The 18,126-nt window shown below is 33.4% G+C and carries 15 protein-coding genes and 1 pseudogene; 9 read left to right on the top strand and 7 right to left on the bottom strand.

The features are described from left to right. Positions 1 to 55 precede the first annotated feature (55 nt). Positions 56 to 982, top strand: coding sequence for a DMT family transporter (locus CN288_RS06100; RefSeq protein WP_098301966.1), 927 nt, complete (start codon positions 56 to 58; stop codon positions 980 to 982). A gap of 202 nt (positions 983 to 1,184) precedes the next feature. Next, positions 1,185 to 1,574 (top strand): hypothetical protein, encoded by a 390-nt coding sequence (locus tag CN288_RS06095; RefSeq protein WP_098301965.1) that lies wholly within the window; start codon positions 1,185 to 1,187, stop codon positions 1,572 to 1,574. Positions 1,575 to 2,677: 1,103 nt separating this feature from the next. Here the strand turns inward: CN288_RS06095 and CN288_RS06080 are convergent. Continuing rightward, a complete protein-coding gene (locus CN288_RS06080) occupies positions 2,678 to 3,184 on the bottom strand; it encodes a DNA topology modulation protein (RefSeq protein ID WP_098301963.1) in 507 nt (168 codons plus the stop codon). A gap of 248 nt (positions 3,185 to 3,432) precedes the next feature. Beyond that, positions 3,433 to 3,762, bottom strand: coding sequence for a hypothetical protein (locus CN288_RS29460; protein ID WP_255259951.1), 330 nt, complete (start codon positions 3,760 to 3,762; stop codon positions 3,433 to 3,435). A 349-nt stretch (positions 3,763 to 4,111) separates the two neighbouring features. Here CN288_RS29460 and CN288_RS06070 point away from each other — a divergent pair, with 349 nt between their 5' ends. After that, complete coding sequence (locus CN288_RS06070; protein ID WP_098301962.1) at positions 4,112 to 4,570, top strand: VOC family protein; 459 nt, start codon at positions 4,112 to 4,114, stop codon at positions 4,568 to 4,570. Between the two features lie 123 nt (positions 4,571 to 4,693). On the opposite strand, the gene CN288_RS06065 is transcribed toward CN288_RS06070, so the two are convergent. After that, complete coding sequence (locus tag CN288_RS06065; RefSeq protein ID WP_098301961.1) at positions 4,694 to 5,074, bottom strand: BA_1872 family lipoprotein; 381 nt, start codon at positions 5,072 to 5,074, stop codon at positions 4,694 to 4,696. 195 nt (positions 5,075 to 5,269) lie between these two features. Here CN288_RS06065 and CN288_RS06060 point away from each other — a divergent pair, with 195 nt between their 5' ends. The 4 genes from CN288_RS06060 to CN288_RS06045 all read left to right on the top strand — a co-directional run bounded on the left by CN288_RS06060 (position 5,270) and on the right by CN288_RS06045 (position 9,691). Beyond that, a complete protein-coding gene (locus CN288_RS06060) occupies positions 5,270 to 6,493 on the top strand; it encodes a PucR family transcriptional regulator (protein WP_098301998.1) in 1,224 nt (407 codons plus the stop codon). A 133-nt stretch (positions 6,494 to 6,626) separates the two neighbouring features. Beyond that, positions 6,627 to 7,760: an alanine dehydrogenase gene (gene ald / locus CN288_RS06055; RefSeq protein WP_098301960.1), complete on the top strand. Its 1,134-nt coding sequence runs from the start codon at positions 6,627 to 6,629 to the stop codon at positions 7,758 to 7,760. Positions 7,761 to 8,617: 857 nt separating this feature from the next. After that, complete coding sequence (locus CN288_RS06050; protein ID WP_026591529.1) at positions 8,618 to 9,283, top strand: YkyA family protein; 666 nt, start codon at positions 8,618 to 8,620, stop codon at positions 9,281 to 9,283. Positions 9,284 to 9,364: 81 nt separating this feature from the next. Further along, positions 9,365 to 9,691, top strand: a complete 327-nt coding sequence (locus CN288_RS06045) for a hypothetical protein (protein WP_090691966.1) — start codon at positions 9,365 to 9,367, stop codon at positions 9,689 to 9,691. A 295-nt stretch (positions 9,692 to 9,986) separates the two neighbouring features. Here CN288_RS06045 and CN288_RS30195 read toward each other — a convergent pair. After that, positions 9,987 to 10,124: pseudogene (locus CN288_RS30195) on the bottom strand (Tn3 family transposase); the annotation flags it as partial. Positions 10,125 to 10,411: 287 nt separating this feature from the next. Between CN288_RS30195 and CN288_RS06035 the strand changes: the two are divergent. Further along, positions 10,412 to 12,799, top strand: a complete 2,388-nt coding sequence (locus tag CN288_RS06035; protein WP_098301959.1) for an immune inhibitor A domain-containing protein — start codon at positions 10,412 to 10,414, stop codon at positions 12,797 to 12,799. Between the two features lie 469 nt (positions 12,800 to 13,268). On the opposite strand, the gene CN288_RS06030 is transcribed toward CN288_RS06035, so the two are convergent. After that, the gene (locus CN288_RS06030) at positions 13,269 to 14,690 is read right to left on the bottom strand and encodes an IS4 family transposase (protein WP_098301958.1); all 1,422 of its coding nucleotides are present in this window, start codon (positions 14,688 to 14,690) and stop codon (positions 13,269 to 13,271) included. Between the two features lie 480 nt (positions 14,691 to 15,170). Next, positions 15,171 to 15,818, bottom strand: a complete 648-nt coding sequence (gene catA, locus CN288_RS06025) for a type A chloramphenicol O-acetyltransferase (RefSeq protein WP_098301957.1) — start codon at positions 15,816 to 15,818, stop codon at positions 15,171 to 15,173. Positions 15,819 to 16,062: 244 nt separating this feature from the next. Between catA and CN288_RS29995 the strand changes: the two genes are divergently transcribed. Then, on the top strand, positions 16,063 to 16,329 hold the full coding sequence (locus tag CN288_RS29995; RefSeq protein ID WP_369680619.1) for a YecA family protein: 267 nt from the start codon (positions 16,063 to 16,065) through the stop codon (positions 16,327 to 16,329). A 125-nt stretch (positions 16,330 to 16,454) separates the two neighbouring features. Here CN288_RS29995 and CN288_RS06015 read toward each other — a convergent pair whose 3' ends face one another. Further along, positions 16,455 to 17,384 carry a choline-binding protein A gene (locus CN288_RS06015; protein ID WP_098301956.1) on the bottom strand — a complete coding sequence of 310 codons (930 nt, stop codon included), beginning with the start codon at positions 17,382 to 17,384 and terminating at the stop codon, positions 16,455 to 16,457. Positions 17,385 to 18,126 lie beyond the last annotated feature (742 nt).

Below are 18,126 nucleotides of genomic sequence, written 5' to 3'. Positions count from 1 at the left end.
TAAGTTTGAACTTATGAACGTGTTTTTGTGCATTCAACTAATAGGGGGTACAAAGATGCAAAATCAAAACAATTCAAACAAAATATACTTTTTAATGTTATTAGTTCCTTTGTTTTGGGGTGGTTCATTCTCAACAGCAGAACATGTAGTAACAGAAATTCCGCCTCTTGTAGCAGCTACTCTTCGATTTGGTATAGCTGGAGTTATCCTTATGATTTATTCAACGATAAAATCTGAATGGCATATTGGTTCTTTAAAGAAAAGATGGAAAGGGTTATTACTCGTTTCGTTGACTGGAATCTTCGGATATAATGCACTTTTCTTCTTAGGAGTACAGTATACATCTGCCATTAATGGTTCTTTAATTATTGCAACAATGCCAATCTTTGTGACACTAGGTGCCATTATCTTTTTAAATGAAAAATGGAACAGCAAGGTTGGAATAAGTTTAGTTTTATCTCTAGTTGGTGTTATTATCGTTATTACAAAAGGGTCACTTGATATGTTACTTTCATTAGCATTTAATGTAGGTGATTTATTATTTCTAGCAGCCTTAGCGTGCGGTGTAATATACGGCTTAGTTGGTAAATCTGTAATGAAAGACGTATCGCCGTTATTCGCTACAACAATCATGACTGTAATGGGATCTGTCTTCCTAGCGATTACATCATTATTTGAAGGTGGTTGGGACCTTGTACCAAGCATGTCAGCCCAAGGTTGGTTAGAAATGTTTTATATGGTTGTATGCGGTACTCTTGTTGGTTATATTATATTCAATAAAGGTGTAGAACAAATAGGGGCAAGTAAAGCAAGTATCTATTTAAACCTTACTCCGATTGTAACGACTTTAATTTCTGTATTATTTTATGGTTCAATTATGACTTGGAAACAAGTAATGGGAATGATTTTGGTATTAATCGGTGTATATATCGCAACAGCAAAAACGACTAATCAAAGTAAGAAAGTCGCTCTAAATGATTAAAATTATAATATAATTGAAAAAGGTTTACTGAGTTGGAAAGCCAACTTGCAAATAGAATTGACGCTTTTAGAAATATAGAAGGTGATTTAGAAACTATAACTCTAATATTAAAATTTTTATTCATTAGGATATATATTTTTTATAATAGTTATTTTTATAAGTTTTAATGGTAGAAATTTCATTGTGAATAAGAGGAGTAATTATGTTGAAAATCATTAAAAATACAATTTTATTTGTTTTATGTCTAGTAGTTCTTAGTGGTTGTTTTACAAGAGAGGGAACTATTGTTGGTGGTAAAGTTCATGGTTCTTCAGATAGTGTATCTGGTAAGTATAAAAAATTCTCTGGTTCAGCAGCTCAAGATATGAAAGTGAAAAAAGGTGAAAATTGGGTATTTTCTTTTGATGAAACAACAAAGAAAGGAACTATAACTGCTTATGTGGTGGATTCAAATGATAATACAATATTAGAATTTAATAATGGCAAAGATCAAAAAAATATTAAAGTATCTAAAGATGATACATATAAGGTTAAAATTAAAACGGAAGAACATGGTGGAGAATTTCGAATATCATGGAAAAAAGAAAAGTAGTTTTTTGGAATCAAATAAGAAATGTATCAAGTACATTATCTTTCTCTTTTCTGTTAATTCTAATGTATTTGAGTATAATTAGTGGTGTGCTGTGATTGAGTATTTCTTGTAACATAGCCACATCTTTTGTTTATGGAACTAATAGGGGATTCGTCCCATGCCCATCAACTTAAAAATATTAACTACCCTCAAGAGTAAAAAACGCTATCCTCACTAAAAGAATAGCGTTTTTTCATTATTTAAATATGATTTTATGTGTAGCTTTGGAATAAAGTTTGATCAGTTTCTATCTGTGTTATTCCAGAATCGCGCCCGATTGTAGAATATTGAAAAACACGATAACTGTAAAATAACTCCACAGTCATTTTGCTAAAGCCTCTTTTAATTTAATAAGGAAATTTTAAGAACCAACTTCCTAGTCCCAATCCATATAAAAACTCACCTTTAGCTTTTCTTGCCCACAATCTGGACAATCTAGAACATCACTTTGATTAATATCGACTAAAGGCTTTGACGGCATTTGAGTATTACATCGAGGACAAGTATGAGTGTTCGTGTAAGATTGGGTTCCTGACTTCATATGTAAATGTACTTTATTTAATAGGTAACAACACTTCTGACAAACATATAGACCGTCGTAGCATTCAAAAGACGTTTCCTTGTTATTAGTAAACTCTCTGATGTATTGCCGACCTTCTTCTTCCTCATACCATTCTAAAATCGAACTCAAGTGTATATAACTAAATCCAATTCCTAAAAAAACATTTTGATTGTAAGAGCAATGTCCGCAGTTCAAATTACAAGCTATTCCCATAAATCCCAAATACCCCTCTTGTCCAGTTTAGATAGAAAACAATACAGAGAAATTTTAACACAAATATCCAGATTTTAAAGGTGTTATTCCATAAAATGGCCCGATTGTTGAATAGCATGACTAGAGTTTTTTGAACGACTTTATTGTAAATTAAATGTAGTGTAGTGCTTTAAAAAAGAAGATGTATTCTTTCATGAAAACAAATCCTAATTTTCTACAAGGGATAGTTGGGATTTGTTGGTTTTTAATAGACTTAGGGAAATGAAAAAATACACCCTTCAGTTTATAATTATTGCACTTGTTCTAAAAATTGTTGAACTTCTTTTGGTGATTTTAAGATAATAACTTTTTTATCCCTAGATAATTGATCAAGTCTTTTTAAAATTACAGGTCTTTTGGTCGTTGGATATTCCCATATCCATTTGAAAAATTCTAAGTCAAATCTTTCTTCGCATCCTTCGCCCATATCTGGTCTTGTTCTATTTCGATAATGTACTATTCTTTTGAAAGCACGATAAACACATATTGTTTTATGTATATCAAGAAAGATTATTGTATCAGCTGCGTTCAGTCTTATTTCCATTGTCCCACCATAATTTCCATCAATAATCCATTCTTCTTCTTTAATTAAATCATTTTGCACTTTTCTTTGTTCATTCTTTGGAACACCTACCCAATTAGGTTTCCAAAATAATGCATCAAGATGATAAACATTTATTTTTAATTTTTCACCTAAGCGTCTTGCTAATGTAGATTTCCCTGAACCGCCCGAACCAATAAGTATAATTTTTTTCATAAACCGCTCCTTATTGTCTCATTAAAAAAATGTTTTAGACTATTTCTTTAAGCACTACAGAAACAACTTTATTGTCATTTAACATGGAACTATCGCCACCATTCTTTAACGGTAATTTTATGTGATTTTTCATTTTTATCTATAATTTCTACAAGACAATCATATTTTTCTAGCTCAGCACCAGAAATACCAATGTGTGAGTTTTCAAGATTAAAAATGATGCTTGCTGTTGCAGAAAAAACATTGTCTCAGGGAATATTTGCATTTTTTAAAAGACGTTCGAAGTCTTTTCCTAAATCATCTAAAGACTCCTTTATTACTGGAATTTCAAAAGCTTTAGGTTTAATATTTCTTCCTAAAATATCTATAACTATGCTATCTATATTTTTCTCTTTAGCAATATTATATAAATGTTTAAAAACAAACCCGTTGTCTCTACAATTCATTAAACTTAAATAGCTATGAACAGTATTATGTCCTATACCCTTTAATAATTTTAACCTAGCCATTTTAGCACCTCCTGTACTATTTTCTTCAAAATATATTATAAGCAACATTCTAAAATTATCCTGCTTCATTCGTTTAATAAAAAAGGTGAAATCCCTTCTCCACTTAGATAAGTTATTTCATCGCATCATTTTTAAAAACGTCGCAACTTTCTTCAAAACTTCGCGTCTTTTTTAGAAACATCGTGACTTTATTATAAAACTATATCATCTGAATTTAATGGAGATTTCTCCTACAAAAGTAGTAGGATTTTTATTTGAATTTGCTACCTCAGTTGGATTTATCATATTTCAACTTCGATATAATAGTAAATAGGTATATTGGATATGGAGATACATTACAATGATTATACATACTTCAGATTTAGAATTACAGTAACTACTCAACCCGTAGTTACCAATAAAGAAAGGAATAAGCAGAATGATACAGAACATATACGAAACTCATTTACATGTAAGAGATTTAGAAAAGGCGATAGATTTCTATCAAAATAAGTTAGGGTTAGCATTAGCAAGAAAAATATCCAAAAGAAAAGTGGCTTTCTTTTGGGTAGGAGAGAGTAAAAAGCAAATGATTGGACTATGGGAAGTACATAATATTGAAGATTTTGAGATGAAACACTTTGCTTTTGGTGTAGATTTAGAATTTCTAAAGACTTCTAAATTGTGGTTAGAGAATCGTGGAATAGAAGTGGTGGGAAGCCAAGGAAAAGGAAATCAAGAGCCAATTGTCCAAAGATGGATGCCAGCTGCAAGTGTATACTTTCTGGATTGTGATGGAAATAAATTAGAGTTTATTTCTATGTTACATGATAATCCAGATGAATTGGAATATGCATCCTATTTAAGTGAATGGGATGCGGAACACCAAGAAAAATAAATGAGATTGTATCTATAAAACGGAAAAAACGTTGATTTTATCACTCTAAGAGATAGTACCGATCTCAAAAACGTTGGTATTTAAATTGAAACGGCAAGCGGTTACACTCCGCTTGCCGATTTTTCATAGCTTCGTATGTATTTGAATTCCTTTTGCTTTTTCTTCTTTACCCTTCACACGTACAATTAAATCATATGATCCGGATTTTGGTGCTTCAAAAGAAAGTAAACCTTCTTTTTGGGAAGTGACTTCTTCTTCATAAATGACCTTGTCGTCTTTTGTGACTTGCAATAAAATCGTACCTTCTTCAACGGCCGCCTCAAAAGGAATTTCCACATTCCCTTTTTCAATTTTAATTGTTTGCACATCATGATACCCTTGCAGGGACCCAATTTTTAAAGTCGTTTCGCCGTTTTCTTGCACCCTTGTGACGTTTGTTGCTGTATTGCATGCGCTTAATAATACAACAAGAGTTAGAATGAGAAATGAACGTAGCAATTGCATAGAGATTCTCCTTTCTTTTTTATCATTATAAAATTTTTTCTTATAAAAAATAAAGCTTTAGCTTTTGTGAAAATCTATTTATTTCATAGAATAGAAGGTATTATGGTATTATTTTGTTAATTTACACAAAATATATTTTCATCTAGAGTAAATACGAAAATATATTTTAAATAGGAAGGATGAATTTTGCCATTTATGAAAAACGATCTTTTTAGAGTAAGCTTCGATAGTTTAGAAGAGTTTGCTGATGTAATCAGTGAGATTCTGCAATGCCCAATTACGATTGAAGATGTGAATCACCGCCTTCTCGCATATAGTACCCATGATGAAAGAACAGACTCCGCCAGAATTGCGACTATTATGGGGCGCCGCGTACCTGAAAAAATAATCAATAACTTGTGGAAAGAGGGCATTATTCCCGCTCTTCTAAAAAATCCTGAACCTATTTGTGTAAAAAAGATAGATGATATTGGTCTCGGTGACAGGGTTGCGATTTCTATTTGGAACAAAGAGGACGTCTTAGGATTCATTTGGGCTTTGGAAATCGAGAAAACTTTCAGTGAGCAAGATTACGCATTGCTGAGAAAAGCTGCGGAATCCGTGAAAAGCAAGTTATTACAGCTTCAAATCCACAAAAACAAAAAAAATGAACGATCGCAAGAGTTTTTGTGGAAGTTGCTTACCAATCATATGCAGGTAAACGAAGAAATCATTGAAAATTTTCACTTGCTTCATATTTCTCCCGCTTCCTTATTTACCGTTGCCGTATTCCATTTTGACCAAGAAATTACAAGTGAAAAAGAAAAACAAATTTCTTATTTGTTAAAAACAAGTCAACATTTGAAAGTTTTACTTTCTACAATTGATCGTAACCAGTTGATTCTTCTTACCTCATTGGATAATGTAAATCGACCTTTCCATGAAATCAGCGCTTTCATCGAAAAATTTATATACAAAATGGAAAAGAGATTTGGTATAAAATCTATCAAGCCGGCATTCAGCAGTATTTATAGTGATTACCAAAAGATTAGTAAAGCTTACAAAGAAACACTAAAGGTTTTAGCTATAAAGGAAAAGTTCCCTTCTGACACAACTGATATCCACAGTTATCAAGACATGGGGATTTATCAATTAATCGATATTCTACTGGAACAAAGGAAGCATGAAGAGTATGAAAACCAGGCGTTGCAAAAGCTATATGAGTATGACCATAAGCATAATAGCGATCTTGTTGAAACATTGGAAACCTTTTTGAATAAAGATAGCAATGTTGGCGAAGTGGCCCAAGCTTTGAACATTCATGCAAATACACTGAGTTATAGACTGAAACGTATTTGTGAAATCAGTGAAATTGATTTAAAAGATCCAAATCAAAAAATGATTTTGTATTTGGATCTCAAGTTACAAAAATTTATGTAACAGCATCCTTTTGTGGAATTCCACAAAAGGATGCTGTATTTTTCTTTGTTCTCAACGATGAAAAAACATATGTAATCCCCTATAATCGAATTACAACAAAATAACGCAAAGATTAGTTAAGGGAGGCAACCTAATGATTATCGGAGTTCCAAAGGAAATAAAAAATAATGAAAATCGTGTCGCACTTACGCCTGCAGGAGTTATTCCATTTGTGACAGCTGGCCATAAGGTATTGGTTGAAACAAATGCAGGTGTTGGTAGTGGATTTAGAAATGCAGACTATGTACATGCTGGTGCCGAAATTATTGAAAGTGCTGCTGAAGTATGGAACCGATCAGAAATGATTATGAAGGTAAAAGAACCTCTTGCCAGCGAGTATATGCACTTCCGCCCGGGCCTAATTTTGTTTACATACTTACATTTGGCTGCTGAACCCGCTTTAGCTCAAGCTCTTAAAGATAAAAGCGTAACCGCAATTGCCTACGAAACAGTAGAAGTGAACCATACACTTCCTCTCCTTACACCAATGAGTGAGGTAGCTGGACGTATGGCTGTGCAAATCGGGGCCCAATTCCTACAGAAGTCGAATGGTGGCCAAGGCATTCTCCTTGCAGGGGTTCCTGGTGTAAGCCGAGGTAAAATTGCCATTATCGGCGGTGGTGTTGTAGGAACAAATGCTGCGAAAATGGCGATTGGTCTTGGTGCCGATGTTACGATTATTGACTTAAACGCTGATCGCTTACGCCAACTGGATGATATTTTCGGTACTCAAATCAAAACATTGATGTCCAATCCGTTCAATATCGCGGAAACGGTAAAACAAGCAGATCTTTTGATTAGTGCAGTATTAATTCCTGGCGCCAAAGCCCCTAAGCTTGTTACGGAAGAAATGGTAAAAACAATGAAGCCTGGATCTGTAATCGTGGATGTAGCGATTGACCAAGGAGGCGCTGTGGAAACGTGTGACCATGTAACTACTCATGATAATCCGACATTTGAAAAGTATGGAGTTCTGCACTACTCCGTTGCAAACATGCCAGGTGCTGTTCCGAGAACATCTACTATTGCTTTAACGAATGTAACAACTCCATATGCATTGCAAATTGCCAACAAGGGCGTGCAAAAAGCTATTTTTGAAAACGATGCGTTAAAACTTGGCGTAAACATGCTCAACGGTGAAATCACATGTGAAGTAATTGCAAAAGAACTTGGATACACTAGTGTGTCTTTAGAAGAGGCTCTCGAAAAGGGGATTATATGTAATTAAGTTTCCTTTCAATAGATTCCTTCATAATGGACTGTTATCGTAGGACATGGGTAGCAGTTTTAATAGACAACGTTTAGTACAATCATTTATTACCTAAAGAACATATAAAGAAACAACAATCATGGTTGCTGCCTATGCGGAAGGTTACGAACATGAGATAGTTAAATGTACGAAGGTTCTAATATAAGTAGAATTAAATAAAGCACTGGTATTGTGGAATACAGCCCCTGCTTGTTTCTCCTCCAATCACTTGATTCAAGCAGTTACTGGGGGAGAAATTACACTATCGTATCTTCTTAAGTAGATAAGGTAGTGTAATTATTATCAAATTCTTGTATGTATAGAAAATTTCAATCCATTTGATAGTCAATACAAACAAATATGGAATCGTTACCATATCTATTATAGAAGATTGAGGATTATACCAAAAAGAAAACGTCTTTTCTACTGGATACCTTGAAAGTATGATTTGTATATTTTACAAGTGTATATCTATACTTTCATGTAGTTTCCATACTGCTAAGAGATAATTTAGTCTTTAGAAATACACGATTTTTATGCATCAATCAAACATTGTTGGAACAGTAACAACGCCTCTATGATGAATTGCCTCAATATTCATGAAAATATTGTACAAATCCTCACCGAATTATATACAAAAGGAAGACGTATTATTAATTTAATACAAGAGGTATGGTAAACAATAATCAATGTAGCCGATAAAGGAATTGAATTTGATATTTTGAAGAAAATAGTTGAGGTACATTGAAGTACGATATGTATCGTCGGTAGAGAAAGGATTGGTACATTTTTTATAAGATAAATGAACGTATATAACATCATAGGAGGAAATGACATTGATTTATAGAAAAGTGGCATTTATAGCAATCTTATTAATTGCGTTGCTAGTAGGATGTTTGGGTGCAAAACCAGAAGAAGAATTATATGTTGCTTTTGAAAATGCAGCAAATCAAGAAAAAACATTATTTGATAATGTGAAAATATTTGAGCAGTTAGAAACAAAAGCGCAAGAATTGTACAATCAAATTATACAAGAAGGAAAAGAACAAAACAAAGCAGTGATACAACAAATAGAACAGGCTGTTATAAATGTAAATGAACGTGAAAAATTGTTAAAAACTGAACAAGATGTACTAGAAAAAGCGCAAAAAGAAGTAAAATCAGTTCATAGTTATATAAATAAAATCGAGGATAAAAAATTACAAAAACAAGCAAAAAAGGTAGCAGAAGTTTATACAAATCGTTATGAAGCTTTTCGGAAAATGAATGAAAGTTACAAAAAATCACTAATACTCGAAAAAGAACTTTATGAAAAGTTAAAAGACAAAGAAACAAAACTAAAAGAGATTAGTGAGAAAGTTAAAGCTATCAATATATTGAATGAAGAAACACTAAAAGAAAAAGAAAAGTTCAATCAATATACTAAAGAGTATAATGAAGGAAAATTAGCATTCTACAAAGCAGCAAAAATTAAAATAAAAGAGAAAAAGCAAGAAAAATAAATATCAATTAAGTATCTTGCCACCTCATTCCTAAAGACAAATCAAAGCTCTAAATAGCTTGTCACTTGAAGGAGGTTTTTTATGAGCTATGATACGGTTGCATCTTTAAAACGCATGCAACGACCACAGCAAGGTGAAGTAGCAACAGGACAAAAAAATGTTTTAAAACGAGTAAATTCAAGCTTGGAGATTATAATGTTTATTCCAGGATTATTCTTAGCTTTCTCGACTTTCACATTAACTTTCTGGATATATTTCTTTTATTTTTTAATAAAGGAATATACTGCTAAAACATATCTAGTAAAAAACATGGATACTGGTGAAAAATTTCGAGTTGATAAACAAGAATTTAAACAATACAAAAAAGCGTTCAGATCGAAAGAGGTCGCAAAGGAATTGATTAGTTAGTAGCTTTAATAAGTAAAATTAATAATAGCAGGGTTTTAAATGTAAGAATATTAGGAAAATAACTCTTTTATTGTAGTTATTTCTTGACTTAATTTATGACAATACATTTTGCACATCATATCAAAAAGGAGTCTCTTATGAAATATTTCTCAATAAGTTTAGTAATTTTATTTCTAATTGTGATATATAGTTGTATTATTTTTGGTTCACGTGCAAATAGCTGAAAAAAAGGGTTCTGATGTTCAACATGGCTGGAATCGTTGTAAGCATTGTCTTGTCTTCTAAAAAGTATAAATTTATTTAATCCTCGTTGAATTTGCCGGCGCATAGGTTTATTTGAAAGATAATCTAAGATAAAGATAGTTTTTTCGATTCTTCCTATCTCTCTTAAAGCTTTTGCTACTATATTTTGACGTGTATAAGAACTTAATTTCCCAACAATATTTACAAGTGTTCTGTAAACTAATCTTGTTACATTCATCACCAAAAGTTAACGGAACTTTAACTCTGTTAACTAAAATAATGAGTGACCCCCAAAAGTAGTGATCGCTGCTGTACCCCTAATATATTCCAAAAACATCTATTGATCAGAATATATGCCAATCTAAAACAAAGGATATTTTCAAAAATATTACAAATAAAGACAATATCTTGCAAATCGATAGAATTTTCTTTATTATCAAAATATTACTATATATTTAAGGTTGGGGAGGAATAAGGATGAAGAAAAAGCCTTTTAAAGTGCTGTCTACGCTTGCGGCGGCAGCTGTGCTTAGTTGCACATTTGGGTTTGGTAGTCAATCTGTTTATGCGGCAACGCCGTCTAATGTAGAATCTTTAAGTCCAATTGATGAAAATTTAATTCCGGAGGATCGTCTAGCAGACGCGTTGAAGCAGCGTGGTGTAATTAGTAAATCTGCGTCGAAAGAAGACACATTAAAAGCTGTTGAAAAATATGTAGAGAAGAAAAAAGGCAAGAATGCTGGAAAAGAACCAGCAGCGGGGGACAGTGTCTCGAGAGAAGCTTCTGACTTTTTGAAAAAAGTGAAAGATGCAAAAGCAGATATGAAAGAAAAAGCTGATCAACCTATTGGTAGTCCGGTAGCTGGGCAAGAGCAGGTTAAAGGTGGATTAAACGGAAAAGTACCAACTTCTTCAGCGAAGCAAAAACAATATAATGGTGATGTTCGCAAAGATAAAGTACTTGTATTGCTAGTAGAATATGCTGATTTTAAGCATAACAATATTGATCAAGTACCAGGTTATATGTATTCAAACGATTTTACGCCAGAACATTATCAAAACATGTTGTTTGGTGATAAGCCGTTTACGTTATTTGATGGTTCGAAAATCTCGACATTTAAGCAATATTATGAAGAGCAATCAGGCGGTAGCTATACAGTTGATGGAACAGTAACAAAGTGGTTAACAGTTCCAGGTAAAGCAGCGGATTATGGTGCAGATGCTGGCGATGGTGGTCATGATAATAAAGGACCAAAAGGACCTCGTGATCTTGTAAAAGAGTCATTAGATGCAGCTGTAGCAAGCGGTATGGATTTATATGAATTTGACCAGTATGATCAATATGACTTTGATGGAGACGGAAATAAAAATGAACCAGATGGACTGGTTGATCACTTAATGGTCATTCATGCTGGAGTTGGTCAAGATGGAGGCGGCGGTAGATTAGGTGATGACGCAATTTGGTCACACCGCTGGAATCTTGGAAAGCCATATCCAATTGAAGGAACAAAAGCAAAAGTGGATAACTGGGGCGGTAAAATGGCAGCATACGATTACACAATTGAGCCAGAAGACGGAGCAGTTGGTGTATTCGCACATGAGTTTGGTCATGATTTAGGTCTTCCAGATGAGTATGATACGCAATACTCTGGATCAGGTGAGCCGATTAACTCTTGGTCTGTTATGAGCGGCGGCAGCTGGGCAGGTAAAATTGCAGGTTCAACGCCACCAAGTTTCTCTCCGCAAAACAAAGAGTTCTTTCAAAAGAACATTGGCGGAAACTGGGCGAATATTGTAGAGACTGACTATGATAAATTAAATCGCGGTATCGGTTTTGCGACATACTTAGATCAAAGTGTAACGAAATCAGCTCGTCCTGGTCTGATTCGTGTTAACTTACCAGATAAAGATGTAAAAGGTATTGAGCCTGCATTTGGTAAGAAATATTACTTTAGTACAAAAGGCGATGATCTTCATACGACACTAGAAACGCCAGTGTTTGATTTAACAAATGCAACAAATGCGAAGTTTGATTACAAATCATTGTATGAAATTGAAACTGGTTGGGACTTCCTTGAAGTACATGCAGTGACAGAAGATGGTACGAAAACGTTAGTGGATCGAATTGGTGAAAAGAATGTTAAAAATGGTCTAGACACAACAGAAGGAAAATGGATAGATAAATCATATGACTTAAGCAAATTTAAAGGTCAAAAAGTAAAATTAGTATTCGAATACATTACAGATGGTGCTACGGCACCAAGTGGTTTTACTCTTGATAATGCAACATTAACTGTCGATGGAAAAGTTGTGTTCTCTGATGATGCAGAAGGTGAATCACAATTTAAATTAAACGGTTTCGTTGTATCAGACGGCTTTTATAAGAAGAAACATAACTACTATTTAGAGTGGAGAAACTATGCTGGTGCTGATGAAGCGTTAAAATATAGCAGCGGTGTAGCGTACAATACGGGTCTTGTTGTATGGTATGCAGACTCTAGCTTTACAGATAACTGGGTTGGTATTCATCCGGGCGAAGGTTTCTTAGGAGTTGTTGACTCTCACCCAGAGGCAATTGTTGGAACGTTAAACGGTAAACCAACTGTTAAAAATAGTACACGATATCAAATTGCAGATGCTGCGTTCTCCTTTAACCAAACACCAGCGTGGAAAGTTGTATCTCCATCGCGCGGAACATTTGAGTATAACGGATTACCAGGTGTAACGAAGTTTGATGATTCGAAATCTTATATGAACAACTTAATCCCAGATGCAGGGCGTAAAGTACCGAAACTTGGATTAAAATTCGAAGTCGTTGGACAAGCAGATGATAATTCTGCGGGTGCAGTTCGTTTATATCGTTAATAATGGAGAAGCTGTTGAAGGAGATTCCTTTCAACAGCTTTTTTCATAGAAACATATATTTCAAGTTATTAATAAAATAATAGCAACTACTCAGCCATACATTTCATTTAGAAGTTTGGTAAAGGGTATTATTCCAATTAAATTACGCTTACACCGTATTGTTGAGGATGTAGTTTAGCATTTATAGATGGAAACTGTACCATAAATAAAGGCATTTTTTTGAGGGAAATGACAATATACCAATGTCTTTGGGATGGTGATAGAAACCAGGACTTTTTTCTCTGTTTTTATATTTAGGATTATATCAGACCCACTTATGGGGTACGGCAACATCGCCATCAAGCTAAGAAAAACATAATACAGAAATATGTAAAATTTTCTTTGTAACACTTCAAGGAAAAGAGATATATAGAAAAAATGGCATGCTAAATAACCCTTACGGGCTAAATTTTTTAAAACTATTTCATTTTTATTTTGATAGATGTTGTACGTATGCAATACCTAAGATATCAAACACCGTTTTCTTTCGATATCGATGTGACTTCTGTCCATTTTTATCAAGTAAATGAAACAAGCGAAGAAAACTTTTTGCTAACTGATTCGATTGAACTTGCATTTGTTGATATAGTACTCGAAAGTAATCATGAATCATATACATGGCTTTCCATTCACTCAGTTCTTTTTGTTTTTTAACCAGTAGTAATTGTCGCATCTGGAACATCACTGTAGAAGATAATAAGAGCGCAATTAATTTTCCATAGATATGACACTCTAACCGTTCCTTTTTTATGTTTGTATTGTGATGAATACGAAAAATCGATTTCCACGTTTTAAAAATGATTTCGATTTGCCAACGAAGGGAGTAGAACTCATGAATCGCTTCTTTTGAAACATATTCCGATGGAATATTAGTCACATACACATTGATTCCTTGCAATTTTTTAATTCGATCGCTAAAAGTTATCCTTTTCTTTTTCTTTTTATATGCACGATCTTTTCTACGTTGTGTTTCTTGCTCAGGAGTTAGCCTGTAAATCACAGCGCATGCTGGAAGTCCATAATCACGACCAATGTAAACCACGGGAATTTCAGAGCATTCACCTGGCTGTAGCCGATTCATAATGGCTTCTAAATCAATTAGTGTGTATTGAGATTTCTTCTTGATGGATCCGTTTTTAAAAGTAAGGATATGCTCATTTTTTTGAAATAGTTTGGTATTCATTTTTAGTCGAGATAAGAAGTAGGCCCCTTTTTTCTGTATCGCATCTAAATCAATTAAACTAAAATAACCTAAATCTCGTATGCATAGGTCTTGTAAATCAACAGTATGTTGAACTTCTTTTCCATAATTCACATCATTTTGTTTTCCAGGTCCCACTTCAACATGTAAAAACTGTCCACTCAGCAAATCATATTCTAGTTGTATTTTCACACCAGAAGCCTTTCCGCTTCCTCCGGATCCAGGATAGGACGTTGCAAGTTGATTCGAGACTTGAAATGTAGTAGCATCTAGAATTCGAATACGACGAAAGTATGCTGAAAAAGAAGAAGGAAGAGGCATCGTGGATAACAATTGTTTTTGTAATAACCGTGAGAATAGAGAGCGTAAAAATTCCACTGCTTTTGTATTTAGCCTGAGATTCAGTCCTTCCGGACTGATAAGGACACCTGTTTCTGATTCTAAAATGCCGTATAATCGAGCCAGAGAATGACTCGCAGTATCTTGTCCCATCCCAATACATAATGAAGATAGATCTTGTGCCCGAAATTTACTCGTACGTTGAACAAACTGAGTTTGTTTGGCAAGTTCGGTTAATGCTTGTGGTGAAAAGCTACATTGTAATTCCTCTGCAAGTAGTCGAAACACTTGAGAGCTAGAAAATTTTTCCATAGATATTCCTCCACTTTTTCTTAAATTTTATACAATAGAAAGAAAAAGGAAAGAGGGAATCAGACATGTATTCACTGGGTTCGAAAGAACATCCCATCACCGTAAAGGTTTCGTCTCAAACAAGAGCAGAGAAAGTGGCTGCGATTTGTGAGGCATACAATTTTTACTTGTTGCTTTGGAATAAAGTTTGATTAAATTAACTTAATAAACCTTGATAAAAGAGGCAAATAGAAAAAGCGTGTTTTGAAAAAAGATTGATCGAAAGACGCTTTTTCTATTTTCAATTGAATCATTCTTTTATAAAAAAGTTTGATAATTCTTGTGATCCTTGCTCAATTAAAGCGCCCTATTATTGAAGAGCGTTATTGAAGAAAAGCCCCCGTTACTTTAAATACATTTATTCACAAACTTTGGTGTATTTCTATAAAGAAAGGAACTGATTTAACAGTTCCCCTTATAGATATTTTCCCCAATGAACAACTAGATCCAGTCCGTACTTTCATCAGCAAGTTTTTGTAGATCATTCATAAAAACACTTGCGTGATAACCATCACAAACAGCATGATGAATTTGCAATGAGATAGGTAGGAATAATTCATCATTTACTTGTGAATATTTCCCTCCAGTTATTATTGGTAAGAGAAAATTTCCACCATTATTAATATTTAAATTAAATGCTGTAAAAGAACTCCAAGGAATCATAGATATCGGAATATTATTATCTGGTATAGGTATTTTTGGAAATAAACTACCTGTACCATTGTATTTTTCTACATCCTTTTCATATTGAGAATGAAACTCAGAAAAATTAGCTAAATTTGGTGACCAGATGCTAGAAAATGTGTGCGTCTTCTTATCAAAAATTGTATAAGAAGGGAAAATCTCTGTCCAATAACCTAAATTACCTTCCGAGTTACAACTAGTTCTAAATTCTCTGTGGGAATTAACTATTTTTGTAACCATAAAAATAAACGCAGGATATAACTTGTAATTCTTTTTCTTTAAGTTTTTCATAAGAATAGTAATATTAATTTCATTCGTAAGACTGAATGTTGTTTGTTGTTGTAAATAGTGTTCAAAGTATTCTTTTCGATACCAATTGTCACGATTAATAATATTGAATTTCAAATTCAACGCCTCCTAAAATACTTAATTTTATCTTAGGAGGCTATTTTCACTGCTTTTTTCATGACAGTCATCCTTTTTTATATACAATTTCATGCCACTATATTATCAAGTATCTCTAATTAGAGTCAACAGACGTTCTTCCACTATCCTGCACCGATAAGTACATTTATTCACAATCTCTCCCATAAATTTCAACATAAATATCCATTTAATTTAAAGATGAGTTCTTCCATAATCTGGCCCGATTGTTGAACATAGAAATACTCTACAAAATAGTTCTTTTTATCAAACTTTTTTACAAATTATCATTCTTTATTATAAATCATCGAACTTTATTTTAAATCCACATTACTACATAGTTGGGCTAGGATTCAATGAAGATATATCGGATTTAAAAAAAGCAATCAAAGATTGCTCAAGGCCAGCAAATACTTATGAGAATTGTCCATGTAACAGTGGTAAGAAATACAAATTTTGTTGCATGAACAAAGAAATTGAGTTAGATATATAAAAATGAGATACTCCCATTTTTTTCGGTTTGGGGCGTTATAAAATCCTTAAGTTGATGGGCATATGGCGACTCATTTCTAGAATTGTTTTCATGTGTCAATGATAGAAATATATTTTTAATTATGGCTACTTTTCAACTAGTACGATATCATCAAGATAGGCATCACCGATTACATATCCATTAATTTGTAAGAAGAATGAATATGGATTATTAGTATTTAGAGTAGTAAATTCAACCGATTTTTGTTCATACTGTGTGGAAGTAAACTTCATATAAAGTGTGTCTTTTCCCCCAGGAGACTGTGCTCCTACAAATAAGGTTTTTTCAGGACCCGATACTTTTCCAGATGCGGACAGTATGTATGTAGTATTAGGCTTCAAAGTTACGTCTCCCTTAAGATGACCGATTCCTGAACTAAAATGAAGTCCTTTAGAATTATTTACTCCTGCATGCTCTTCAATATTGTAATTTAAAGAGCCATATGATGGTTTAAAAGGTTCTAAACTTGAATTGTGGTCAAAATCAATATTAAAAATATAAGATTTCTCCTTTTCCTTTAATTGTACATTATCAAACTTAGCCCTCCCATTTGCTGTAGAAGCAAGTTTGACAGCAAAGTTTGACACATCTTCCCCTGTTTTAAACTTCATCTCATGATGTTCCGGTCTAAATCCTGTATACTGCTTCTTTGTTAATGGAACGATTTCTTGATTGGCATTCAGATTACCTACTGTTACTTCTGATGGAGAAACTATACTTCCCGCTATATCAAATGTTAATGTATATTCTGTATTCGGCTTTACAGTAACAAGCTGATAGGCTGTGTCTGCATGTATTAATTTGAGATAATGATTGCCTGGTTCAGAAGTGCCGATATTCTCGGTAGAAGAATTAGGATTAGATAAAATCCAGTTATTTAGCCCATCCTCAAAGTCTCCATTCCTAACTTGTTCATTTGCAGATGAACTATCTGCTGATACAATACCTGAAAAACCTATACTGGCACTTAATACAATTGCTGTAGACAATACTCCGATACCGCTTTTTTTAAACAATTTCTTCATCTCCTTTGGTCATATTAATATTTACTTTTTCACATTTCTATATATATTTGGATAAACCTGCCAAAGAACAGCTTTATTAAAAAATATTTATGTATCGGAGATTTAGGTTATTTTCATTTGAAAGATCTTCAACATATACAAGGACACCTCGCTCAAATTGAACGGGTAAAGAAAGCATATCAAGAGAGCACAGTGACCTATTAACTAACGGAAGTGTCAGTTCCACTTGCTCGTTTATTAAGGTTATTCGTATCAATTTGACCAAACATTATTCCAAAGCTACATGAATAAAACACACGGCAAGCTTATGGGTTAATAATTAACTCACGGCCAATTTATGCTTCCAATTCCGTTGAATAATTAGATAATCACCTACAAAAATAAGTGTTTTCTGGCCAACTTATGCTTCCAACTGCGGCCAACTTATAGGTAAAGTGACAATATAAATAAAAAAGATAAGACCAGAAACTCGGTCTTATCTATGGCATAAGGAGAAAAAATTGGGTGATGACCATCACCTTTTCATAATATTACATTAAATATTAATTTTGAATATTATATCTAAGAATAGTAGCAATATCCATATTGAGAAATTTATTACTAATTTGGTTTAAGTTCCAAAAGGTAAACCTTTTGAATCATTCATAAAGGTTTACAAAACAATGTCTCAAAAACGATTATTTTTGGGACAATTGAATACAAGGCGATTTCCACCAGTTTTTTGTCGGAATGC

The organism is Bacillus sp. AFS023182, assembly GCF_002560575.1.
In the GTDB taxonomy this organism is placed as follows: Bacteria; Bacillota; Bacilli; order Bacillales; family Bacillaceae_G; genus Bacillus_A; species Bacillus_A arachidis.
Note: the sequence above shows the minus strand (reverse complement) of the source record. Positions and strands in the feature narration are given on the sequence as shown.